General features: G+C 64.1%; 23 protein-coding genes. 2 read left to right on the top strand and 21 right to left on the bottom strand.

Features of this window, described 5'->3' with window-relative positions; translation table 11 throughout:
* Position 1: 1 nt before the first annotated feature.
* From ACFDR6_RS22275 to ACFDR6_RS22230, 10 genes are all read right to left on the bottom strand, one after another.
* Positions 2–874, bottom strand: coding sequence for a carbohydrate ABC transporter permease (locus ACFDR6_RS22275; protein ID WP_212092414.1), 873 nt, complete (start codon positions 872–874; stop codon positions 2–4).
* Positions 875–1018: 144 nt separating this feature from the next.
* Positions 1019–2332 (bottom strand): ABC transporter substrate-binding protein, encoded by a 1314-nt coding sequence (locus ACFDR6_RS22270; RefSeq protein ID WP_375859495.1) that lies wholly within the window; start codon positions 2330–2332, stop codon positions 1019–1021.
* A 289-nt stretch (positions 2333–2621) separates the two neighbouring features.
* On the bottom strand, positions 2622–3572 hold the full coding sequence (locus ACFDR6_RS22265) for a sugar-binding transcriptional regulator (protein ID WP_212092412.1): 951 nt from the start codon (positions 3570–3572) through the stop codon (positions 2622–2624).
* Positions 3573–3579: 7 nt separating this feature from the next.
* The gene (locus ACFDR6_RS22260) at positions 3580–4242 is read right to left on the bottom strand and encodes an HAD family hydrolase (RefSeq protein WP_375859494.1); all 663 of its coding nucleotides are present in this window, start codon (positions 4240–4242) and stop codon (positions 3580–3582) included.
* Between the two features lie 74 nt (positions 4243–4316).
* Positions 4317–6236 carry a nitric oxide reductase activation protein NorD gene (locus tag ACFDR6_RS22255; RefSeq protein ID WP_375859493.1) on the bottom strand — a complete coding sequence of 640 codons (1920 nt, stop codon included), beginning with the start codon at positions 6234–6236 and terminating at the stop codon, positions 4317–4319.
* A gap of 10 nt (positions 6237–6246) precedes the next feature.
* A complete protein-coding gene (locus ACFDR6_RS22250; protein ID WP_375859492.1) occupies positions 6247–7056 on the bottom strand; it encodes a CbbQ/NirQ/NorQ/GpvN family protein in 810 nt (269 codons plus the stop codon).
* 65 nt (positions 7057–7121) lie between these two features.
* Positions 7122–8468 carry a cbb3-type cytochrome c oxidase subunit I gene (locus tag ACFDR6_RS22245; RefSeq protein ID WP_375859491.1) on the bottom strand — a complete coding sequence of 449 codons (1347 nt, stop codon included), beginning with the start codon at positions 8466–8468 and terminating at the stop codon, positions 7122–7124.
* A gap of 40 nt (positions 8469–8508) precedes the next feature.
* Positions 8509–8961 (bottom strand): c-type cytochrome, encoded by a 453-nt coding sequence (locus ACFDR6_RS22240; protein ID WP_212092407.1) that lies wholly within the window; start codon positions 8959–8961, stop codon positions 8509–8511.
* A gap of 98 nt (positions 8962–9059) precedes the next feature.
* A complete protein-coding gene (locus ACFDR6_RS22235) occupies positions 9060–9320 on the bottom strand; it encodes a cytochrome C oxidase subunit IV family protein (RefSeq protein ID WP_375847654.1) in 261 nt (86 codons plus the stop codon).
* The gene (locus ACFDR6_RS22230) at positions 9320–9898 is read right to left on the bottom strand and encodes a cytochrome c oxidase subunit 3 family protein (RefSeq protein ID WP_212092405.1); all 579 of its coding nucleotides are present in this window, start codon (positions 9896–9898) and stop codon (positions 9320–9322) included. The genes ACFDR6_RS22235 and ACFDR6_RS22230 overlap by 1 nt, the downstream gene beginning before the upstream one ends.
* Before the next feature lie 173 nt (positions 9899–10071).
* Here ACFDR6_RS22230 and ACFDR6_RS22225 point away from each other — a divergent pair, with 173 nt between their 5' ends.
* Complete coding sequence (locus ACFDR6_RS22225; RefSeq protein WP_091892367.1) at positions 10072–10227, top strand: hypothetical protein; 156 nt, start codon at positions 10072–10074, stop codon at positions 10225–10227.
* Positions 10228–10407: 180 nt separating this feature from the next.
* A complete protein-coding gene (locus tag ACFDR6_RS22220; RefSeq protein ID WP_317240270.1) occupies positions 10408–11028 on the top strand; it encodes a response regulator transcription factor in 621 nt (206 codons plus the stop codon).
* A gap of 17 nt (positions 11029–11045) precedes the next feature.
* Here the strand turns inward: ACFDR6_RS22220 and ACFDR6_RS22215 are convergent, their stop codons facing one another.
* The 11 genes from ACFDR6_RS22215 to ACFDR6_RS22165 form a co-directional block, all read right to left on the bottom strand.
* Positions 11046–11975, bottom strand: coding sequence for a helix-turn-helix domain-containing protein (locus ACFDR6_RS22215; protein WP_375859490.1), 930 nt, complete (start codon positions 11973–11975; stop codon positions 11046–11048).
* A 49-nt stretch (positions 11976–12024) separates the two neighbouring features.
* A complete protein-coding gene (mmsB, locus tag ACFDR6_RS22210; RefSeq protein WP_317240272.1) occupies positions 12025–13215 on the bottom strand; it encodes a multiple monosaccharide ABC transporter permease in 1191 nt (396 codons plus the stop codon).
* A complete protein-coding gene (mmsA, locus tag ACFDR6_RS22205; RefSeq protein ID WP_375859489.1) occupies positions 13212–14789 on the bottom strand; it encodes a multiple monosaccharide ABC transporter ATP-binding protein in 1578 nt (525 codons plus the stop codon). Before mmsA ends, mmsB begins: the two co-directional genes overlap by 4 nt.
* A 130-nt stretch (positions 14790–14919) precedes the next feature.
* Positions 14920–15993: a multiple monosaccharide ABC transporter substrate-binding protein gene (chvE, locus tag ACFDR6_RS22200; RefSeq protein ID WP_375859488.1), complete on the bottom strand. Its 1074-nt coding sequence runs from the start codon at positions 15991–15993 to the stop codon at positions 14920–14922.
* A 72-nt stretch (positions 15994–16065) separates the two neighbouring features.
* A complete protein-coding gene (locus tag ACFDR6_RS22195; protein ID WP_375859574.1) occupies positions 16066–16944 on the bottom strand; it encodes an SMP-30/gluconolactonase/LRE family protein in 879 nt (292 codons plus the stop codon).
* Positions 16944–18020 (bottom strand): aldose epimerase family protein, encoded by a 1077-nt coding sequence (locus ACFDR6_RS22190; protein WP_375859487.1) that lies wholly within the window; start codon positions 18018–18020, stop codon positions 16944–16946. The genes ACFDR6_RS22195 and ACFDR6_RS22190 overlap by 1 nt, the downstream gene beginning before the upstream one ends.
* A gap of 2 nt (positions 18021–18022) precedes the next feature.
* The gene (locus ACFDR6_RS22185) at positions 18023–18949 is read right to left on the bottom strand and encodes a Gfo/Idh/MocA family protein (protein ID WP_375859486.1); all 927 of its coding nucleotides are present in this window, start codon (positions 18947–18949) and stop codon (positions 18023–18025) included.
* Positions 18946–19722: a FadR/GntR family transcriptional regulator gene (locus tag ACFDR6_RS22180; RefSeq protein ID WP_375859485.1), complete on the bottom strand. Its 777-nt coding sequence runs from the start codon at positions 19720–19722 to the stop codon at positions 18946–18948. The genes ACFDR6_RS22185 and ACFDR6_RS22180 overlap by 4 nt, the downstream gene beginning before the upstream one ends.
* The gene (yjfF, locus tag ACFDR6_RS22175) at positions 19719–20699 is read right to left on the bottom strand and encodes a galactofuranose ABC transporter, permease protein YjfF (RefSeq protein ID WP_375859484.1); all 981 of its coding nucleotides are present in this window, start codon (positions 20697–20699) and stop codon (positions 19719–19721) included. Before yjfF ends, ACFDR6_RS22180 begins: the two co-directional genes overlap by 4 nt.
* Positions 20696–21688 (bottom strand): ABC transporter permease, encoded by a 993-nt coding sequence (locus tag ACFDR6_RS22170; RefSeq protein WP_212092395.1) that lies wholly within the window; start codon positions 21686–21688, stop codon positions 20696–20698. Before ACFDR6_RS22170 ends, yjfF begins: the two co-directional genes overlap by 4 nt.
* Complete coding sequence (locus tag ACFDR6_RS22165) at positions 21685–23229, bottom strand: sugar ABC transporter ATP-binding protein (protein ID WP_375859483.1); 1545 nt, start codon at positions 23227–23229, stop codon at positions 21685–21687. The genes ACFDR6_RS22170 and ACFDR6_RS22165 overlap by 4 nt, the downstream gene beginning before the upstream one ends.
* Positions 23230–23243: the final 14 nt, after the last annotated feature.

Genomic DNA, 23243 nt, shown 5'->3' with positions numbered 1-23243 from the left:
GTCACGCCTCCAGATTGCGGCCGACGATGCGGACCAGGAAGAAGGCGACGACGTTCGCGATCACGACAGCAACCAGGCCGCCTGCCGAGGCCGTGCCGACGTCGTACTGAATCAAGGCCTGCGAATAGATCAGGAAAGCGATGTTGGTGGTGGATAGGCCGGGGCCGCCGCCCGTGGTGACGTAGATCTCCGCAAAAACCGTCAGCAGGAAGATGGTCTCGATCAGGATCACCACCGTGATGGGGCGCGCGAGATGCGGCAGGGTGATGTAGATGAAGGTCGAGACGGCGCTGGCGCCGTCCATCTCGGCGGCCTCCTTCTGCTCCTCGTCGAGCGATTGCAGCGCGGTGAGCAGGATCAGCGTCGCGAACGGGAGCCATTGCCAGGTCACGATCAGGATCACCGCAAACAGCGGCACGTCGTTGAACCAGTCGATCGGCGTCAGGCCGAACAGAGTGGCCAGCCAGGCGAACAGGCCGGACACCGGGTGCATCAGCAGGTTCTTCCAGACCAGCGCGCTTACCGTCGGCATCACGAAGAACGGCGCGATCACCATCAGCCGCACGAAATTGCGTCCGACCACCGGCTGATCCATCAGCAGCGCCAGTGGAATGCCGAGCATGATCGTCAGCGCCAGTACCGAGCCGACCAGCACCAGCGTGTTCTGAAGCGAGGCCAGGAAGGCGGGATCGGTGAGGAAGTAGCGGAAGTTCTCCAGCCCGACAAACGACTCGGAGCCGGGATCGAGCAGGCTGTAATGCAGCGTCGAGAAATAGATCGTCAACCCCAGCGGGACGATCATCCAGATGAAGAGTAGCCCGACCGCCGGCGTCAGGAGCGAGCGCGCAAGGAGCTGCGTCTGCCGTGTCGCCATCGTTGGCTTCTCCTTAGAGCGTTTTCGAGCGAAGTGGGGATCGGTTCGCGGGAAGAAAACGCGTCAAATGAAACCTCGGGAAGAAGGCGGCCATCCATGAATTTGGATGGCCGCAAGTCGGAGCTCAGGAGGAAGAGCTCGGGTTCACTTGATATAGCCGGCGCGCTTCATCTCGCGCTCGGTCACGGACTGCGCCGCGGTCAACGCGGCATCGACCGTCATCGACCCCGCCAGCGCGGCCGAGAATTGCTGGCCCACCTGGGTGCCGATGCCCTGGAATTCCGGGATCGCGGCGTATTGCACGCCGACGTAAGGAACCGGCTTCACCGTCGGCTTGTTCGGATCGGCCGCGTCGATCGAGGCCAGCGTCAGCTTCGCGAACGGGGCGACCTTCAGATAGTCGGGGTTCTGGTAGAGCGAGGTGCGCGTGCCCGGCGGCACGTTGGCCCAACCCTCCTTCGACGCGACGAGCTTGGTGTAGTCCTTGCTCGTCGCCCAGGAGATGAACTTCTCGGCGGCTTCCGTCTTCTTGGAGCCGGCGGGGATCGCGAGATTCCAGGCCCACAGCCAGTTGGCGTTCTTGCCAAGCCCGGTGTTGGGCGCGAGCGCAAAGCCGACCTTGTCGGCGACCTTGGACTCCTTCGGATTGGTGACGAAGGATGCCGCGACCGTGGCGTCGATCCACATGCCGCACTTGCCGGCGTTGAACAGCGCCAGATTCTCGTTGAACCCGTTGGAGCTCGCGCCGGGAGGCCCCGCTTCCTTCATCAGATTGACGTAATTCGTCAACGTCGCCTTCCATTCCGGCGTGTTGAATTGCGGCGCCCACTTCTCATCGAACCAGCGCGCGCCGTAGGAATTGGCCATGGCCGAGAGGAACGCCATGTTCTCGCCCCAGCCGGCCTTGCCGCGGAGGCAAATGCCGTAGGTGCCGGCGCCCTTGTCGGTCAGCTTCTTGGCCGCGTCGATCACGAAATCCCAGGTCGGCTTCTCCGGCATCTTCAGGCCGGCCTTCTCGAACAGGTCGGTACGATACATCACCATCGAGCTCTCGCCATAGAAAGGCGCGGCGTAGAGCTTGCCGTCGACGGAGACCGCATCCTTGATCTTGGGCAGGAGATCGGCGACGTCGTAGTCGCCGCCGAGATTGGCGAGGGGTACCAGCCAGCCCTTCTTGGCCCAGATCGGCACCTCATAGGTGCCGATGGTGAGCACGTCGAACTGGCCACCCTTGGTGGCGATGTCGGTGGTGACGCGCTGGCGCAGCACGTTCTCCTCCAGCGTCACCCATTTCACTGAAATGTCGGGGTTCTTCTTGGTGAACTCAACCGTCAGCCCCTGCATGCGGATCATGTCGCCATTGTTGACGGTGGCGATCGTCAGGATCGTTTCGGCCACCGCGGGGACGGCCAGCAAAAGTGCAGACGCGCCGCAGACGGCGCCCAGGACATGTTTCACGGTGACCTCCCTCAAACTCGCGTTTTGGGCATCTGCCCACGCGTTGGGCGTATGTTCAACGCAAGGAAGGACGGTTGTCAAGCAGGCGAAGGGCCGTTCTCGCAACTTATGAGTGCTGCGGTGCGGGAGTGATGGCCGGGCGGCACCCACACACGCTGTCATGCTCCGCAAAAGCGGGGCATCCAGTACTCCATGCAGTGAGTGACTTGCCCCAAGAGAAGCCGCGGCGTACTGGATCATCCGCTTTCGCGGATGATGACAGCGGCGCAAGTGGCGGGACCGTCCGCCCCTACCGCTCCAGGATGGCCTTTGCGGTCGTCTCGTCCGTGATCAACCCGTTGATCAGGCCCCCGTTCAGCGCCGCCGCGATCGCCACTACCTTGGCTGCACCGATCGCCGCGGCGATCGTGGTGGTCTTCGCCGGCACTTCCGGCGGGATGCTGGTGAGCCGCTTGTTGGTGCCGGATTTGAGCAGGCGACCCTTTGAATCATAGGCCCAGCCGGTGATCTCGCCGATCGCACCCAGCCGCATCATCTCGAACAATTCGTCGCGGGTCACGAAGCCGTCGACATGAACCTGCGCCTTCTGGTCCATCTGGCCGATGCCGACAAGGCGCAAATCCGCTTTGGCGGCGACCGCCTTCACCTTGGCGATCGGCTCGATGCGGACCATCTTGTTGCGCTCGTCCTCGGACGACATCAGGAACGGCAGCGGCATCGGATAGTGCCGCGCACCCGTGCGATCGGCGAGCCGGCCGACGGTGTCGTAGAAACTCGCCGAGCCGTCGGCAGAGATGTTGCCGACCAGCGAGACGATCTGGTGATTGGGCCGGTCGATCGGCGTGACGCGCTCGACCGCAGCGCGCACCGCCCGGCCCGTGCCGAGCGCGACGATCACGGGCGTCTCCGAACGCAGCGTGGAATCGAGCAAATTAGCGCAACGCTCGGCGATACCCGCGGTGGCTTGCGGCGCCGCTGGATCGGCCGGGACCACCTCGCAATGAACGAGATCGAAGCGCTCCTTCAGGCGCGCCGCCAATTCCATGCAGGCGGCGATGGGATGCTCGAGCCGGAAGGTGATGAGGCGCTCGGCGAGGCACAACGAAACCAGCCGTTGCGCCGAGGCGCGCGAGACCTGCAGCATCTTTGCGATCTCGTCCTGGGTGTGACCCGCGATGAAATAGAGCCAGCCGGCGCGCGCGGCGTCGTCGAGTCGCGATCTGTCGTTCTCGGCGGCCATGCGGGCCTCACGTCTCCCAGAAGTCGATCATGCGCGAGAACACCCGGTCGGCCCCCGCGCCGGACAATATAGCCTGTCCGTCGCGTCCGCGATAATGGCCGCCGCCGACAAATCCCCAGACGGTCATGCCGGCCGCCTTGCCCGCCTGAACGCCGCTGACGCTGTCCTCGATCACCAGGGTGCGCGCAGGTTGCACCCCCATCTTCTCCGCCGCGAGGAGAAAGAGATCGGGCGCCGGCTTGCCGTGCCTGACCATTTGCGCGGTGTAGATCCGATTCCCGAAATGCGCCCGCAGCCCGGTGACGTCGAGGGAGAGCGCCACGCGATCGATGTCGCTGGATGAAGCCACGCAACACGGCACGGACAAGTCGGACATCACGCCGGCAATGCCGGGGGTCGGCTGAAGCGAAGCTGCGAAGGTCGTCAGCACTTGCGACTTCAAGCGCGGCAGAAAACTGTCCGGCACGATCTGCCCGAGATCACGATAATGCTGCTCGATCGCCTTGGTGCTGCGCCCCAGGAAGAGCTCGAGCGCCTGCTCTACGCTGAGCGCGATGCCGAAGTCTGCCAGCACCTCGGACAGGCACTGGCAGCTCAACAGCTCGCTGTCGACGAGCACGCCATCGCAATCGAAGATGATCAGATCGGAACTTGACCGGCGGAGGACCATTCAACCATTCGATCATATACCCAAATGATGAGCAATAGCTCATGAAGAGAGCTGCCCTCGGGATTTTTCCGCCGTCAGTGCGCAACCTGCCGGTAGATCGCCGGTAGTGCCGCAGGCAACCGCTTGATGTTGCCGACGATGGCGTAGCCGCCGCGACCGAACAGGGTCGGGAAGTAGGATTGCGCAGTTGTGTCCACCGTGACGCCGAAGGCGGCGATGCCGAGGCGGCGCGCCTCGTGGACCGACTTGCGGGTGTCCTCGACAGCGAAGCGGCCCTCGTAATGATCGACGTCGTTCGGCTTGCCGTCAGTTAGGACGATCAGCAGCTTCTTGCGCTGCGGCTGGCGGGCGAGCTCGGCGGCGGCGTGGCGCACAGCCGTGCCGATCCGCGTGTAATAGCCGGGCTTCAGTGCGCCGATCCGGCGCTCTATCGCCCCGCTCATCGGCTCCCCGAAGGCCTTGACCGTTTCGAGCCGCACCCAGGAACGGCGGCGCGAGGTGAAGGTCAGGATGCTGTGGTGATCGCCGCACGCCGAGAGCCCGTGGGCGAGCACCAGCAGCGCCTCCTTCTCGACGTCGAGCACGCGATGGCCGTCGACCCAGGCGTCAGTGGACAGCGAGACGTCGACCAGCAGCGTGACCGCGAGATCGTGCCCTTGCGGTCGCATGGCGACATGGATGCGATCGAGACCACTGCCGCCGCTGCCGGCGCGAAGATCGCACCGCGCACGCACGAGTGCGTCGAGATCGAGATCGTGTCCATCGGCCTGGGCACGCATCAGCTCATGGCGCGGCCGCAACACTTCGAAGCGGCGGCGCACCTGGCGGGTGTGCCGGCGCGTTGCGTCGTCAGGTATCCAGCTCTCCCCTTGCTCGGAGGCCGCAGTGGCAAGCACGCGGCAATGATCCGGCAGATAGGAGCCGCTGCGATAGTCCCATTCGGGATAGGTGAGGTCCGCATCGAGCTTCGAGGCATCGAGCGCTTCCGGCGGCAGGTCGAGGTCGAACTTGAACCGGCTCGCCGGCTTGCCGCTACGGCGGCTGAGGGTGATCTCCTCGAGATCGTCGGCCGCTTTCTGCGCATCCTCGTCCTCGCTGTCGTCGGCCGGACGGTCGACATTGACCATCTCGGCCATCGCGAGGATCTTCTCGAAGCGGTTGAGCACGAAAGGATCGCGGCAATTGGCATTGTCCTCGCGCTCGCGAACGGCAAAGCGCTTGCGATCATCCTCCGGCGCGGCCTCCGCGCCCGGTGCGCACTCGTCCTCGCCGGCATGTACGGGCGAGAGCTCGCGCGTCCAGCAATCTCCCCAGAGCGGGCACGGCAGGATCGAATGATAGCCCGGCGGCGCCTGGTCCGGCAGCGGCCCCGTCCCCATCATCGCCGGCCACAGCCTGCCCGCAGGCGCCTTGCCGGCTCCGAGCAAGGCCAGCACGATCTGCTCGACCTCCTGCTCGATGCGCGGCAAGGGGCGACGAGGCCGGGCCTCGGCCGTTGCTGCGGCGAGCTGGGCGTAATCAGCGACGAGCCCGGGGAATTGCGCGAGCACCCAGGCTGCTGTCTCGCTCGCCCGGCTCAACACCAGAAGATCCCGTCGCAGCGGATCGGCTTCCGTGATCGTCTCGATCGGCGCGGCGGCGAACCACGCCGCAAGCCAGCGATAGAGCGCCGCATTGAGCGCAAGGTCGGGAAAGATCGAGATGCGATCGGGGAGGAAGATGGTCGCGGCGTCGCGGCCGGGCTGCTCCAATCGCTCGTCTCCGAGGCCGATGCGCTGGCGCCAGCCGAGACGGTGCCCCGATTTCCGGGCACCAGCGCTTGCAATCTGCACCCCGGTCTCACCGCCGAGCGCGCGGAACATCACCGCGAGCCGACCCTTCATCTCGGCGAGTGCGACGGCCTGATCGTCGTGAACCGGATAGCTCGCGGTGCCGCCGACCATCCTGTGCCAGGCGCGGCCGACCGTCTCCTCCAGTTCGAGGAAGTCGAGCATGGGCGCGGCCTCACCCGATGACGGCGCGTGCGACGTCCAGCAGCGCCGCCTTCACGTCGGAATCGTCAGTGAGGGGCTCGATCATGCCGGCCAGCACGGCATCGGCAGTCGGCGTGCCCGCCGCAATCAAGGTCGCGCAATAGACTACGAGCCGGGTCGAGACGCCCTCCTCCAAATCGTGGCCCTTGAGCGCGCGCAGCCGGCCAGCCAGCCCGACCAGCGGCCGCACCCGCTCCGGCGTCAGCCCGCTTTCGGCGGACACGACGCCGATCTCCTGGTCCGGCGGCAGGAAGTCGAATTCGATGGCGACGAAGCGCTGCCGCGTCGACGGCTTCAGCGCCTTCAGCAGCGTCTGGTAGCCGGGATTGTAGGAGACGACGAGCATGAAGCTGCTCGGTGCCACCAGTTCCTCGCCGGTGCGCTCCAGCGGCAGGATGCGGCGATCGTCGGTGAGAGGATGCAGCACGACGGTGACGTCCTTGCGCGCTTCGACGACCTCGTCGAGATAGCAGATGCCGCCTTCGCGCACCGCACGCGTCAGCGGACCATCGGTCCACACGGTATCGCCTCCCCTGAGCAGATAGCGGCCGGTGAGATCGGCGGCGGTGAGATCGTCATGACAGGCGACCGTGTGAAGCGGCAGTCCCAGCCGCGCCGCCATATGCGCGACGAAGCGCGTCTTGCCGCAACCGGTCGGTCCCTTGAGCAGCACCGGCAGACGACGCCGCCAGGCATGCTCGAACAGCTCGCATTCGTTTCCGGATGGAACATAGGCCGGCAGCTCGGGCGTCGAGGTCACCGTGTGAAGGGCAGCTTTCATGATGTTTCTCCGGAATTTCTTTGGAAAGCTGGCGACCGCGGCGAACCGCGGCCGCCCTTTCTCGTTTACTCGGCCGGCTGCAGCGCGGCGGGGATGACCGCCTGCTTCTCGCGGCCCGGCACCAGCACGGCCCAGATGAACATCAGCGCGGAGATCGCCACGAACACACCGGAGCCGAGACGGACCCAGTAGAACATCGCGAGCTGGTCCTGCACATCCATGTAACCTTGGCCGAGCACGCGCTGGAGATGAACCTGGACCACGCCGGCGAAGGTCAGCGCGAAGGTCATCACCATCATGGCCGTGCACATGATCCAGAAGCTGGTCATGGAGAGCCACTGGTTATAGGGCGCACGTCCCTTGATCTGCGGGATCGCATAGGCCATCACCGACAGGTTCAGCATCACATAGGCGCCGAAGAAGGCGAGATGGCCGTGCGCAGCGGTGACCTGGGTGCCGTGGGTGTAGTAGTTCACCGAGGACAGCGTATGCAGGAAGCCCCAGACGCCGGCCCCCAGAAACGCCATCACCGAGCAGCCCACCGACCACAACAGCGCAGCGCGGTTCGGATGCTTGCGGCCGGCCTTCCAGGTCATCTGCACCGTGAAGATCACCATGGTGAAGAACGGCGCCACCTCGAGCGTTGAGAACAGCGAGCCGATCCACTGCCAGTAGCCGGGCGCGCCGATCCAGTAGAAATGGTGGCCCGTGCCGAGAATGCCCGAGAACAGCGCAAGGCCGATGATGACGTAGAGCCACTTCTCCACGACCTCGCGGTCGATTCCATTGAGCTTGATCATGAGATAGGCGAGCACGGAGGCCATGATCAGCTCCCAGACGCCCTCGACCCAGAGATGGACGACGTACCACCAGTACATCTTGTCGACGGCCAGATTGATCGGATTGTAGAACGCGAACAGGAAGAAGATCGCAACGCCCCACAGGCCGAACAGCAGGATGTTCGTGACCGTGGTCTTGCGGCCCTTGAGAGCCGTCATCGTCACGTTGAACAGGAACATCAGGCAGACGACGACGATGCCGACCTTGATGATGAAGGGCTGTTCGAGGAATTCGCGGCCCTCGTGGTAGTGAAAGAGATAGCCGACCACGGCCGCACCTGCCGCGCCGAAGAACATCCAGAACTGGATTTTTGCGAGCAGCGGGCTGTACAGCTCGGTCTCGGTCTCCTCAGGCAGGAGGAAGTAGGTCGCGCCCATGAAGCCGATCAGCGACCATACGATCAGCGCGTTGGTGTGGATCATCCTGACGATGTTGAACGGCAGGAGGGTCGACAGCGTGTTGGGGAGGACGTAGATCATTCCGGCGAGCAGGCCGAACAGGACCTGTGCGAGGAACAGCGTCAGCGCGCCGTAAAAATACAGCATCGCGACTTTCTGGGTCTGATATTTCATCTCAGGCTCTCTGTCTTGAGTGATTCACGAGGCAATGCGCTCAGCCGGCCTTGTTCGGCGGCCATTGCTGGGTCTTGATCTTGCTGGTCCATTGCAGGAAGTCGGCGAGATCGTCGAGCTCCTGGTCCGTGAGGTTGAACTGCGGCATCTGCCGGCGGCCCGGCGCGCCCGAGGGCTGCGATTGCATCCAGGCCTTCAGCGTCTCACGCGCCGCGGCCGGATCCTCGTTCCCGCCCCAGCGATCCCAGACATTGCCGACTTCAGGCGCGAAATAGGCGCCCTCGCCGAGCAGGGTGTGGCAGTTGATGCAGGCGTTCTTCTCCCAGACATGCTTGCCGCGGGCGACCGACGAGGTCAGCGTCGCCGCGTCGGTCGAGGTCGTGGCCATGTAGTAGTGGCTATGCGCCGTCAGCCCTATGAAGATGGCGAAGAAAAAGGCCGAGCCGCCGTAGAAGACGTTTCGAGCGGCCGACTTGGTCAGGCGTTCAGCCATTGCCAATCCTTTCCGGTTTGAGTCGTCGAGAGAAAATCGGTGCTGCTATTTATTGCCGATCCGCGAGGGTCGCTCTTTGTCGAGGCGCAAGGAGCGCGTCAGATCAGGGCGACGATGGCGGATGCAAGCCAGGCGAACAGCACAACGATGACAACCCAGGCGGTGACAAGGCTCCGCCAGAGCGCCGGCGCAGAGCGAAGATCGAGGAAATCGAGCACGATGCGGCGGCCCTTGAGCGCGGCAAACGTCAGCAGCAACGCATTGGCGAACAACGGGCGCGACACCAGCGGCGGAACCAGAATGGTCGCAAGTGCAAGGCCGATCAACGCGATCCAGGCAATGTCGAGACGATCCGGAATCACGGGTGCACCAGATAGATGATGGGAAACATGACGATCCAGAGCAGATCGACCATGTGCCAGAAGGCGGTGCCGGTCTCGACGCCCGCGGCCCCGGCACTCCGGGAAACCACGGCCAGGATCACGATGCCGAGGCCGACATGCAGGAGATGGAATCCGGTGAGAAGGAAGTACAAAGTGAAGAACGGGCTCGTTTCCAGGCCGTTGCCTTGCGCGATCTCGCCGGCATATTCGAACAGTTTGATCGCGATGAAGAGAGCGCCAAGAGCCATGGCGCCAAAGAGCCAGCCGCGCGCTCGCACCCTTTCGCCCGCCCGTGCGGCAGCGGCCCCGCGCGCGGCGGCCCAGCCACTGGTCACCAGCACGATGGTGTTGATCCCGGCCAGATGCGTATCAAGAGTAGCCTGACCGGCCGCGAAGATCGCAGGATGAATCACGCGGGCAATGACGAAAGCACCGAGGAAGAGGCCGAAAGCGGCGAGCTCGCTGAAGATCAGCACCCAGATCATGGGGTCGCCGGGAAGATCTTCCAGGATGCCCCAGCCGGTTTCTTGTTGTTCGCAACCCGTCGCCGACATCTGATTTCCAAACCAGGACGCCGAACGGATATCTCACCGGAGCGGTTCCGACTTTGTCGCCGCACAAAGAGTGCAACCGGCCGAACGAACGTTTGCGCTATCGCAACGTCCCTTCCGCTCGGCCGTCATAGGATCAATGTATCCGGCGGTCCCGCAAAACAGCGAGCGATGCGATGAGCGATGCACAAATCGGGCTGATGACCGCGACCCCCATCATCATCGCGTTCGCCATCGCGCTCCGGCGCATGGGCGTGCTGTCGACCGTGGCAACGGTCTCGGCGGTGAGCCTCTCCGTCGCGATCGCGGCGGTGCTGTTCACGACGCAGTAGTTTCGCAAGATCGGCAAGCCAATGCCGGAACAGTGTCAAAAATTGCGGCAAGTACCATTTCTTGCGGTGAAAGGAGGTCAAGCCGTTGACTTCCATCGCGGGAACCCAAAAACCTGAATCCAGGAGCGCACGGGGCGGCGAAGTCTAGTTAAGGCAACGCCTTCCTTGTCAGGAGAGCAGTTGTCGGACACCGTCTACATTGTCGATGACGACGCTCCCTTCCGCACCACGCTCCAACGGCAATTGGAGCAGTCCGGATACCGCGTGGTCGCCTACGCGTCGGCCGAGCAAGCGCTGGAGCAGCCGTTCATCGAAAACGAGCCCGGCTGCATCCTCCTAGATGTCCGGATGCCTGGCTTGAGTGGCCTGGCGCTGCAAAGCAGTTTGCTGGAGCTCGGCTCGAGCCTTCCGATTCTGTTTCTCACCGGCTATTGCGACGTCAGTACGACGGTAAAGGCTATCAAAGCAGGTGCGGAAGACTTCCTGATCAAGCCTGTCGGGCTGGATGAACTCCTTCACGCGATCGCGCGAGCTCTGACGCGTCACCGGTCATTGCTCGTTCTCAAACGCGAATTCGATGATCTGCGAAATCGCCTTGCAACCTTAACCCCACGCGAACGGCAGGTATTCATGTTCCTTGTCGGAGGGAAGATCAGCAAGCAGGTGGCTCACGAACTGGGCACGTCGCTGCGGACCATCAAGGCACACCGCAAGAAGGTGATGGAGAAGATGAGAGCTGGTGGTCTGGCTGAGCTTGTGTTGATCGGCCAACGCCTGGGCGTCGGCCCGCGTGATCACTAATTGGGACGGGTGCAACTTTATGGAAAACGAGAGCCGCTTTCACGCCGGAAAACGGTCGGTGTAACACCAACGAACTTCCGAAATACTCGATTTAGCTGCGATGTATCGCTAAACCCTGCCGCTCGTGCCACGTCTTCGAGCGAGAGATCGGGCGTCGACAGCAGCAGCCCTTTCGCATGGCGGGTTCTCTCCGACAGGACGTATTGGTAGGGCGAGTGTCCAGCTGCCTCCTTGAACGTCCTGATGAAGTGGTAATGGCTCAGCCCTGCCACACTTGCCAGGTCGGATATCGAGATTTCGGTCGAGATCTGAGCGTCGACGAACTCCTGAACGCGCCTCAACTGACGCAAAGTCAGACCTCCCCGGATCTGGCTACGAGGTGAACGCTTCGGGTCAACTGCGTGTCGTAGTTCCCACAAGAGCAACAGCCCAAGTGTCTCCGCATAGGCATGGTCGTTGATGCCGGCTCCATTCACGACACTCTGGAGCTTCTGGAGCGTCGCCTTGAGATTGTCGCTCTCGAAATAAAGCGATGGAGGAATTTCCGAGATATCGTCTGCCCTGCGAACCGATTTGGCCGGAACGAGATGCACCGCAAAGACGGACGAGACGCCGCCCTTGAAACGGTTCCAGCCCTGGACCGAAGATCCGGCCGGCACGAACGTCAACCTGCCTCGAAGATCGGTTCGCGTCGAAGGGCTCCCTCCGTCGATCGTCGTCTCTCCCGCAGCGCGGATAGAATCATGCAACGCCAGGAAGGCTGCATCTCCCTTGACGCGAAATTCCAGCTCCGTTTGCCAAAATTGCAGAAGCTCCGCGGAGAACCAGGACCACGACATCCGCTTGACTGAGGGACGACACCGCATCTCGGGGTCCCGCTGATGCCATTCGAGCTTCCCGTACGGCTCCAAACTCTTCTCCGAGGATTCCTTCTGCTTCGGAGACACTGCAAACTTCCGCAGAAATCCGCAACCCTTTTCGGGTCGCTTCGATCCGCTACCGCCGCTGATTGTACACGTCGATGCACACCGCTCCCAGCAGCACCAGGCCCTTGATGACCTGCTGATAGTCGATGCCGATGCCGAGGATGGACATGCCGTTGTTCATCACGCCCATGATCATGGCGCCGACCACGGCGCCGCCGACGCGCCCCACTCCGCCATAGGCCGAGGCACCGCCGATGAAGCAGGCGGCGATGACGTCGAGCTCGAAGCCGAGCCCGGCCTTCGGGGTCGCGGTGTTGAGGCGCGCAGCGAAGACGAGGCCGGCGAGCGCGGCAAGCACGCCCATGTTGACGAAGGTGAGGAAGGTCAGCCGCTCCGTCTTGATGCCCGACAGTTTTGCCGCTTTCGCATTGCCGCCCACCGCATAGACCTGCCGGCCGATCACGGTACGCCGGGTGACGAAGCCGTACAGCGCGATCAAAGCCGTCATGATGACCAGCACGTTCGGCATGCCGCGATGCGAGGCGATCAGATAGGTGAAATAGAGCACGGCGCAGGCGAGCAGAACGCTCTTTCCCAGGAAGAACGCATAAGGCTCGACCTCGATGCCATGCGATTGCTCGCGCGACCTTCCTTTGGCGCTGGCATAGACGAGGCCGAGCGCAAGCACGGCACCGATCAGCATGGAGGTCGGATGCAGTGTGCCGGCCTCCGGCAGAAGCTCCGGAATGAAGCCGGAGGACAGCTTCTGGAACGTCGCGGGGAACGGGCCGAGCGACTGCCCCTGCAGCACCGCGAGCGCGAGCCCCTTGAACACCAGCATGCCCGCCAGCGTCACGATAAAGGACGGAATGCCGAAATAGGCCACCCAATAACCCTGCGCCGCACCAATCGCCGCGCCCAGCAACAGGCAGGCGATGAAGGCGAGCGTGTAGTCGACCTTGTACGTCACCATCAGCACCGCGGCCACCGCTCCGACGAAGCCGGCAACCGAGCCGACCGACAGGTCGATATGGCCGGTGACGATCACCAGCAGCATGCCGAGCGCCATGATGACGATGTAGCTGTTCTGGAGCACCAAATTCGTCAGGTTCAGCGGCTGCAGCAGCGTGCCGCCGGTCATGACCTGGAAGAACAGCATGATCGCGATCAACGACATCAGCATGCCGTAGTTGCGCAAATTGTTCTTGATGAAGCTGCCGTGCCGGCGCTCCTCGGGCAGCGATACCGTCTTGTCGGTCATGGCTGCGATCCTCCCATCTCGACGGCCGCGGGCGCGGCGTTCCCAATGTTGCGTTCGTTGCGCATGATGGCGCGCATGATCTTTTCCTGTGTCGCATCAGAGCCCTTGAACTCGCCGACGAAGGCGCCGTCGTTCATGACACAGATGCGGTCGCAGATGCCGAGCAGCTCGGGCATCTCCGAGGAGATCACCACGACGCCGCGGCCGGCTTCCGCCAGTTCGTTGATGATACAGTAGATCTCGTATTTGGCACCGACGTCGATGCCCCGCGTCGGCTCGTCCAGGATCAGGACCTTGGGGTCGGTCATCAGCCATTTCGACAGCACCACCTTCTGCTGGTTGCCGCCGGAGAGCTGGCCAGTCTCCTGGTAGACGTCGGAGCAGCGGATGCGCATGCGGGTGCGATAATCGCTGGCGATCTTCAGCTCGGCGATGTCGTCGATGACGCGCTTGGGTGCGACCTGGTCGAGACTGGCGAGCGTGATGTTCTTGCGGACGTCGTCGGCGAGGATCAGGCCGAGCTGCTTGCGATCCTCGGTGACATAGGCAAGGCCGGCGTCGATCGCGGCTGCGACGCTCGGCAGCGCCATCTCCCGGCCTTCGAGCCGGAGAGAGCCGCTGATCGCAGTGCCCCAGGAGCGGCCGAACAGGCTCATGGCGAATTCGGTGCGGCCGGCGCCCATCAGGCCGGCAATACCGACGACCTCGCCACGCCTGACGCTGAAATCGACATTCTTGATCACCTGCCGCTCGGGATGAATCGGATGGTAAACCGACCAGTTCTCGACGGTGAGCACGGGCTCACCGATCTTCGCGTTGCGCTCCGGGAAGCGGTGGGCGAGATCGCGATTGACCATGCTGCGGATGATGCGGTCTTCCTGGATCGGCTCGCTGCGGCAGTCGATGCTGTCGACGGTGCGACCGTCGCGCAGCACCGTGATGTGGTCGGCGACGTTGGCGACCTCGTTGAGCTTGTGGGAGATCAGGATTGATCCGATGCCCTGCTCGCGGAACGCCATCAGGCGTTCGAGCAGCGCGGCGCTGTCGGCCTCGTTGAGGCTGGCGGTCGGCTCATCCAGAATGAGCATCCGCACCCGCTTGGACAGCGCCTTGGCGATCTCGACCAGTTGCTGCTTGCCGACGCCGAGATCGGTGATGAGGGTGTCAGGAGATTCCTTGAGGCCGACCTGCGTCAGCAGCTCACGCGTGCGCCGGTAGACCTCGTCGCGGTCGATGACACCGAGCTTCGAGGGCGGATGCGACAGGAAGATGTTTTCCGCGATCGACATCAGCGGGATCAGCGCCAGCTCCTGGTGGATGATGATGATGCCGAGCGCCTCGGAATCGTTGATGTCGCGGAAGCGCCGCTCTTCGCCATCAAAGACGATGGTGCCCTCGTAGCTGCCGTGCGGATAGACGCCGCTCAGCACCTTCATCAGGGTCGACTTGCCCGCGCCGTTCTCACCGACCAGCGCGTGGATCTGCCCGGCGTGAACCGAGAAGTTGACGTCGCGCAGCGCCTGCACACCGGCAAAGCTCTTGCTGACGTTGCGCATCTCCAACATGGCGGTCATTGTCGTTTCCCTCAATCGCCGTCGTTCCGGGGCGCCCGAAGGGCGACCCGGAACCTCGAGATTCTCAGGTGCGCAATTGCGCACCATCGTTCGATGCTGCGCATCGCCCCGGAATGACGGAAGTAACGTCCTACTGGAACTGCGCCTTCTTGTAGTAGCCGCTGTCGACCAGCACCTTCTCCCAATTGTCCTTGTAGACCACGACCGGCTTGAGCAGGTAGGACGGCACGGTCTTGACGCCGTTCTCGTAGGTCTTGGTGTCGTTGACCGTGACCTGCTTGCCGGCAAGTGCGGCATCGACCATGTCGGCGGTCACCTTGGCGAGGTCGCGGGTGTCCTTGAAGATGGTCGAATACTGATCGCCGCGCAGCATCGCCTTGATCGAGGGCACCTCGGCATCCTGGCCGCTGATAACAGGCATCGGCTGGCCGGCGCTGCCATAACCGACGCCCTTCAGCGAGGAGATGATGCCGATCGAGATGCCGTCATAGGGCGACAGCACGGCATTGATCTTCTTGTTGCCGTAGTAGGCGCTGAGCAGATTGTCCATGCGGGCCTGGGCGGTGGCACCGTCCCAGCGCAGCGTCGCGACCTTGTCCATGCCCATCTGGCCCGAGCCAACGACGAGCTTGCCGCTGTCGATGTAGGGCTTCAGCACGCTCATCGCGCCGTTGTAGAAGAAGTAGGCGTTGTTGTCGTCGGGCGAGCCGCCGAACAGCTCGATGTTGAACGGCCCCTTGCCTTCCTTCAGGCCGAGGCCCTGCTCGATCGATTGCGCCTGGAGCACACCGACCTGGAAATTGTCGAATGTCGCGTAATAGTCGACGTTCGGCGTGCCGCGGATCAGGCGGTCATAGGCGATCACTGTGATGCCCTTGGCCTTGGCCTGCTTGAGCACGTCGGACAGCGTGGTACCGTCGATCGCGGCGATCACCAGGGCTTTCGCTCCCTTGGTCACCATGTTCTCGACCTGCGAGAGCTGGTTCGGGATGTCGTCTTCGGCATATTGCAGGTCAGTGTTGTAGCCGCGCTCCTTCAACACCTTGACCATGTTGTTGCCGTCGTCGATCCAGCGCGCCGAGGATTTGGTCGGCATCGCGATGCCGACGGTCGCCTTGTCCTGGGCGGACGCGGTGACGCCTGCGGCCATGGACGCAGCGCCGGCCAGCGCCAGTGCAAGGAATGTCATCTTCAGTTTCAGCATGGTTTACTCCCTTGGTGTCAGACTGTTTCTTTGTTTCGTCGAGAACGTCGTCGTGGGCTGTTTTCTGGTCTCCTATGCGAGCTTGACGTCGGGCTCCGCGCGACCGCGCGCGGATGCCTCCAGCAGAAAAGTGCAGCCGGCTTGCGGATCGGCGGCGCGTGCGGCCGTGTCCATATCCTGCCAGGCCGACGTGACGAGAACGCGCGACAGATCGGAGCCGACGAAAGCGGGGCAGCTCGCCTGTCTGGCCGGCACGCTCAGTGAGCGCAGACGCTCGCCTTGTGGAGAATAGACATCGACGCGACCCGCGCCCCAGCAGGCATTCCAGATGTTTCCGTCGGCATCGCACACCGAGCCGTCGAGACCGCCAATGCCGGTGTGGCGTAGCAACACCTCGGGCTCGCCGCGCGGCAGGCCGGTCGCGGGGTTGAGCGGCACGGCGTAGAGCACGGCATGCGGCGTGTCGGTGAAATAGCCGGTGGCGCCGTCAGGCGAGAAGCAGATCGAATTGGGGATGCTGATGCCGGGAAACAGCGTCGAGATCTTGCCGCGATGGAGCGCGTAGATCGCGCCGGCCTTCGGCTCGGCCTTCTTGCCCATAGTGCCGACCCAGAACGTGCCGGACTGGTGCACGCGGCAATCGTTGGAACGCGTGGCTGTATTGTCGGCTTCGAGCGGAAGCAACAAGGTCATCGCGCCGTCGGCAAGCTTGCGGATATAAAGCCCGTCCTCGGCAACGATCAACTGCCGTTCGGCATCGATGCGCCCGAGCGCGCTCGCCATCCGGCCGAGCGCATGGACGCGGATGCTGCCGCTGCCGAGCCGCGCCTCGAACAGCCGTCCCTCGCGGATGTCGAACCACCACGCAGTGTCTGTGCTTACGTCATAGGTCGGGCCCTCGCCGAGATGGCAGGGATCGCTCGAGATAACCGAGGTCGGCACCTGTTCCATCATGGCGTCTGCACTCCGAAGCGATAGACGGTGTGATGACGGTAGAGTTCGCCGGGCTCAAGGCGCGGGCTCGGAAAATCCGGCCGGTTCGGCGCGTCAGGCCAGATGTGCGGCTCCAGGCACATGGCGTCCGACTGTCGGATGAGCTTGCCGCCCTTCCCCGAAATCGTGCCGTCGAGATAGTTGCCGGAATAGACCTGAAGTCCCGGCTGATCGGTGAACAGCTCCATGATCCGCCCCGCGCGTGGTGCCTCCAGCCGCGCTGCGAGTGCCAGTTTGCCGTCGCGGGGGAGGCAGTAGGTGTGGTCGTAGCCCCTGCCGTTCTGCAATTGCTGATCGCTCTCGCGGATGCGCTCGCCTACGGGCCGGGGCCCGCGGAAGTCGAACGGCGTACCAGCAACGCTACGCGGCGGTTCAGGCAACGGAATGGCGGTGGGATCGATGGCGAGGAAATGATCAGCGGCGACCATCAGCTTGTGGTCGAGAATGGGCGTGCCTGACGTCGCCCCCTCGAGGTTGAAGAAGCTGTGGTTGGTCAGGTTGACGATGGTCGGCCGGTCGCTCCGCGCCTCCATGCTCAGCGACAGTTCGGTCGGCCCGGTGATGCGATAGGTCAGGCGGATATCGAGCCTGCCGGGGTAGTTCTCTTCCCCATGCGGGCTGACATAGGTCAGCGTCACCGCGGGGTGGGCGCCATCGTCGATTGCTGCGATGTCCCAGAGCTTGCGGTCAAAGCCATCGAGGCCACCATGCAGCGCATTCGGCCCGTTGTTGACGGCAAGCTGCACCGTCTCGCCATCGAGCGAAAACTGGCCTTTGGCGATTCGGTTGGCGTAGCGGCCGACGGTGGCGCCGAAGAACTTTCGTTCCGCGAGATAGCCGGCGAACGCGTCATGGCCGAGCACGACGTCGTCGTGGCCGCCCTTGGCATCCGGCGCGATCAGCGCCTGAAGCACCGCACCATGGGTGATGACGCGCGCCTCGAACCCGCCCTCGCCGCGCAGCACGATGCGCTCGACGTTGCGGCCGTCCGGCAGCGTTCCGAAGACATCTCTTTCGATTCTTGAGCCAGCCATGTCTAGTCCACAAATGGTTCGACGACGGTGCGCCGGCCGAGCAGGAAGGCGTCGGCAACGAGACGAAGCGGCGTCAGGTCGACGTCGCTTGTACCCGTCGTGGTAAGCTCGACGAAGCGCCGGTAGAGTCCGCGATATTCCTCATCGGGCGCCTCGGCAAGCACCTTGCCATCGACAGCCATGCGCGCGCCACCGCTGGACAAGGTCATCCGGCCCTGATCGGTTTCGACCACAATATCCCAGCTTTGCGGCCCGGTCTGACGAAAGTCGAACTCGGCGGTCACAGGCAGGCCGCCAATGTCGGTCAGCGTCAGGCTCGCAGCGATCGGCGCCTGGCAATTGGCCGGAAAGGCCAGTTCAGCCGCGGTGACGAACACCTGACACGGCAGGATCCTGGTCAGGATCGACAGCGCGTTGATGCCGGGGTCGAACACGCCAAGGCCGCCCGGCTCCCAGATCCAGCCCTGACCCGGATGCCAAATGCGAACGTCTTCCTTCCAGTCGATGTGCACCGACGTGATGCGTCGGCCAGCGAGCCATTGCCGCGCGGGCTCCACCGCCGGCGCGTAGCGCGAATGCCAGGTCGCAAACAACGTCCGCTTTGCCTCCGCCGCCATCGCGATCAGCGGATCGAGCTCGGCAACGCCGATCCCCGGCGGCTTCTCCAGCATGACATGCTTGCCGGCTTTGAGCGCCGCGGCGGCCTGCGCGCGCCTCACCTGCGGCGGCGCGCAGAGCGACACCGCATCGACGTCCGGCCCCTTCTCGAGCAGCTCCTCGATAGTGGCGAAATGCGGCAGTCCAGGCAGCGAGGCATTGCGGCTGGCGACAGCCGCGAGCGTCGCGCCCGACGTCGCGGCGATCGCACCGACGTGCTGGTCGCGCGCGATCTTGCCGAAGCCGACGATGGCGATACGAAGTTCCGTCACGATCTCTCTCCAGATTCCACGGATGGCAACGCCTCGGCCGGCGCGGTCTCGATCACGGCGCCCTCGTGGCGATGCATGCCGTTGTGAATGACGAAGACCATCGCCTCCGCGGCCGCCTCGGCATCGCCCGCTGCGATCGCATCGACGATATTCTGGTGCCAGAGCAGCACGGTGTCGCGGTCCTCCGGCTCGATCGGTGCGCTGAGCAGGAACGAGGCGCGCAGCGCCGCCTCGATGACGTGGCCGATCGAGCGCATGAACAGATTGCCGGAGGCGCGCGCCACCGCGACGTGGAGCGCGAGGTCGGCGTCGGCAAAGCCGACCGAATCGGATGCTTCCAGCCGCATGCGATCCATGCAGCGCCGCAGTTCGGCGAGGTCCTCCTCCGACCGCTGCGTCGCCGCAAGCATCGCGGCGCGCGGCTCGACCGCGAGACGGATCTCGGCGAGGTCGTTGAGGAAACGCTTGTCGATGCCGGCATCCAGGTGCCAGGCCAGCACGTCGGCGTCGAACATGTTCCAGGCCGCGCGTTCGCGCACGACGGTGCCGACGCGCGCCTTGGTGGTGAGCAGGCCTTTGGCGACCAGGGTCTTCACGCTCTCACGCAGCACCGGCCGCGACACGCCGAACATGGCGATCATCTCGGCATCTCCCGGCAACCGCGTCCCCTCCGCGTAGCGGCCGGCGATGATGTCGACGCCGATCGAGCGGGCGACCTCCGCATGGTTGGAGTGAGCCCGCCGCGTCGGAATGACGACGATACGCGAGGTCATGTCGCGGCTCCCAGGCTTTTCCTCGCCGGCCGGCGCGCGAGTGCGACCAACCCCTGCTGCAAGGCGATGAATGCAAACAGCAGGATACCGGTTGCGATCTTGGTCCACCAGCTCGACAATGTGCCGTCGAAATTGATGTAGGTCTGGATCAGGCCCTGGATCAGCACGCCGAGAAAGGTGCCGATCACCGAGCCCTGCCCGCCCGTGAGCAGCGTGCCGCCGATCACGACGGCCGCGATGCTGTCGAGCTCGACGCCGACGGCGGAGAGCGAATAGCCGGCGCTGGTGTAGAAGGAGAAGACGATGCCCGCGATGCCCGCCAGCAGGCTCGACAGCATGTAGATCTTTATCGTCATCTTGCCAACAGCAACGCCCATCATGCTCGCGGCCGCCCGGCTGCCGCCGAGCGCATAGACATTGGCGCCGAACCGGGTGAGCTGCAATAGCAAGGCTCCGCCGATGACGATCACGAGCATGATGATCGCTATCGCGGTCAATCGCCCGCCGCCGGGCATGCGAAGCGCGAAGTCGGAGACCGTCGAATAGACCGGCGCCGTGATCGGCACCGATTCCGTCGACAGCAGGAAGCTTGCACCCCGTGCCAGGAACATGCCGGCGAGCGTCACGATGAACGGCGGTAGATCGAAGACATGGATCACCGCGCCCATCGTCGCGCCAAAGGCCGCCGAGAGCGCGAGGACGGTAACGAAGGCGACCAGCGGCGGCATGCCCCAGCGCTCGATCGCCAGCGCGACGAAGACCGTCGTAAATCCAATCACCGAGCCGACCGAAAGATCGATGCCGCCGGAGATGATGACGAAGGTCATGCCGACAGCGACGATGCCGAGGAAAGCGTTGTCGGTGAGGAGATTGCCGACCACGCGGGTCGAGGCAATATTGGGGAATTGCACCGCGCAGAGCGCAAAACCCGCGACGAGCACGATGGCCGTGATCAGGACGGGCGGCAGGCCTTTCATGCTTTCGTTCTCCGCAGCCGCGCGACGATTCCAGCAAAGCCGGTCAGCTTCGGCGATTGCAACAGCAGCACAGCGAGCACCACCACGGCCTTGACCAGCAAGTTGAATTCCGGCGGATAGCCGGACAGCAAAATTCCAGTGTTCATGGTCTGGATGATCAGAGCGCCAAGCACGGCGAGCCCGAGGCTGAAACGGCCGCCGAACAGCGAGGTGCCGCCGATCACCACGGCCAGAATCGCGTCGAGCTCGAGCCAGAGGCCGGCATTGTTGGCATCCGCGCCCATGATGTCGGCCGCCGCGATCACGCCGGCGAGCGCGGCGCAGACGCCGCACCAGACATAGACCGAAAGGATCATCGCGCGCGTACCGACGCCGGCAAGCTCGCTCGCCCGCGCATTGCCGCCGGTCGCCTCGATCATCAGACCGAGCGCCGAGCCGCGCACCACGAGGCCGGTCAGGATCAGCATGCAAAGGGTAATCGCGACTGGAACCGGAAGGCCAAGCACCGCACCGTTGCCGAGCCAGACCAGATCCGGCGAGGAGAACGTGACGATGCGCCCTTCGGTGATAAGCTGAGCGATGCCGCGCCCCGCCACCATGAGGATCAGCGTCGCCACGATCGGCTGCATCCCAAGCACGGCGACGAGAAATCCGTTCCACAGTCCGCAGACAAGGCCCGCTCCAAGAGCGGCCGCCAGCACCACCGGGAGGCTGTGGCTATCGGCAAGACTCGCCGCAATCGCGCCTGAGATCGCCATGACGGCGCCAACCGACAGGTCGATGCCGCGCGTTGCAATCACCAACACCATGCCGAGCGAAAGCAACGCCACCGGCGTGCCGCGATTGAGCACGTCGATCAAGCTGCCGAACAGCCGGCCGTCCTGGAGGCGCAAATCGAAGAATTGCGGCGACACCATGCGATCCACCGCGAGGATGACGATCAACGCGAGGATCTGCGCCAGACCGCGGCGCGGCAACAGCGCTGTCATGTGTGAGCCTCGAGCGCAACCGCGGCACCGTCGGCGGCAATGGCCGCGAGGATGTTGCCGACATCGATCGCCTCGCCCGCGAGCTCCTCGACATGGGCGCGGTCGCGCAGCACCACGACGCGGTCGGAATAGGTCACGATCTCGTCGAGCTCGGAGGAGATCACCAGCAGCGCCAGACCATTCTCGCAGAGCTCGCGGATGAGGCGGATGATCTCGGCATGCGCGCCGACATCGATGCCGCGGGTCGGCTCGTCCAGCACGAGCAGCCGCGGCGAGGTCGCGAGCCAGCGCGCCAGCAGCACCTTCTGCTGATTGCCGCCGGACAACAGGCCGACGGGGCGTTCGGGATCGGCAGGACGAATGTCGAGCATCTTGACGTAGCGGCGTGCGATCTCGTCCTGCTCGCGGCGCGACAGCGGGCGATGCAGGCCGCGCTTGGCCTGGAGCGCGAGCACGATGTTCTCACGCACGGTGAGCTCGGCGACGATACCGTCGGTCTTGCGTTCCTCCGGGCAATAGCCAAAGCCGTGGCGCACGCCGTCGCGGGGCGACTGGAGCCGCACCGGCGCGCCTTCCACCTTCGCCTGCCCGCCATCAGCGCGCTCTGCGCCGAACACCAGCCGCGCCGTCTCGGTGCGGCCCGAGCCGAGCAGTCCGGCGAGACCGACAACCTCGCCGTGACGCAGCTCCAGATTGAACGGCGCGACATAGCCGGCCTTGCCGTAATTCTCGAAGGTCGCGCAGACCTCGCGTGCCCGGTGTTCACCTGCCGAGGCCCGCGCGCTGGTGGTCTCGGCCAGCTCACGGCCGAGCATCATCCGGATCAGCTCGAGCCGCGGCAGCCAGGCGGTCTCGCGCTCGCCGACCAGGCGGCCGTTGCGCAGCACCGTGATGCGGTCGGATATTTCGTAGACCTGATCGAGGAAGTGGCTGACGAAGACGATGCCGATACCGCGCTTTGCGAGCTGGCGCACGATGCCGAAGAGAATCTCGACCTCGTGGCGGTCGAGGCTGGCGGTTGGCTCATCGAGGATCAGCACGCGAGCGGAGAGATCGACGGCCCGCGCGATCGCAGTGACGTGCTGGATGGCGACGGAATAGCTGCCGAGCGGCGCGGCGACGTCGATCTCGAGGCCGAAATCCGCCAGCAGCGCTTTGGCGCGGCGGCGCATTTCAGCTTCGCGCACGATGCCGAAGCGCATCGGCTGGCGGTCGAGGAACAGATTTTGCGCCACCGAAAGATTCGGCAGCAGGTTGACCTCCTGGTAGACGGTGGCAATGCCCGCTGCCACCGCCGCCTTGGCCGAGCGCGGCGCGATCTCGTCGCCGCCGAGCCTGACGATACCGGCATCGCGCGGAAACACGCCCGTGATCACCTTGATCAGCGTGGACTTGCCGGCGCCGTTCTCGCCGAGCAACGCATGGATCTCGCCGGCGCGCAGCGTGAAGTCGACCTCCTGCAACGCGCGTACAGCGCCGAAGCTCTTGCTGATCCCGCGCACCTCCAACAAAGGCGGAGCAGAATCGGGACTGTTCTCCATGGCGACGTCACTCC

Origin of the sequence: Bradyrhizobium tunisiense, from assembly GCF_042263385.1 — a bacterium.
Taxonomy (GTDB): domain Bacteria; phylum Pseudomonadota; class Alphaproteobacteria; order Rhizobiales; family Xanthobacteraceae; genus Bradyrhizobium; species Bradyrhizobium tunisiense.
The sequence above is the reverse complement of the archived record's forward strand: the minus strand, read 5'-3'. Positions and strand labels throughout refer to the sequence as shown.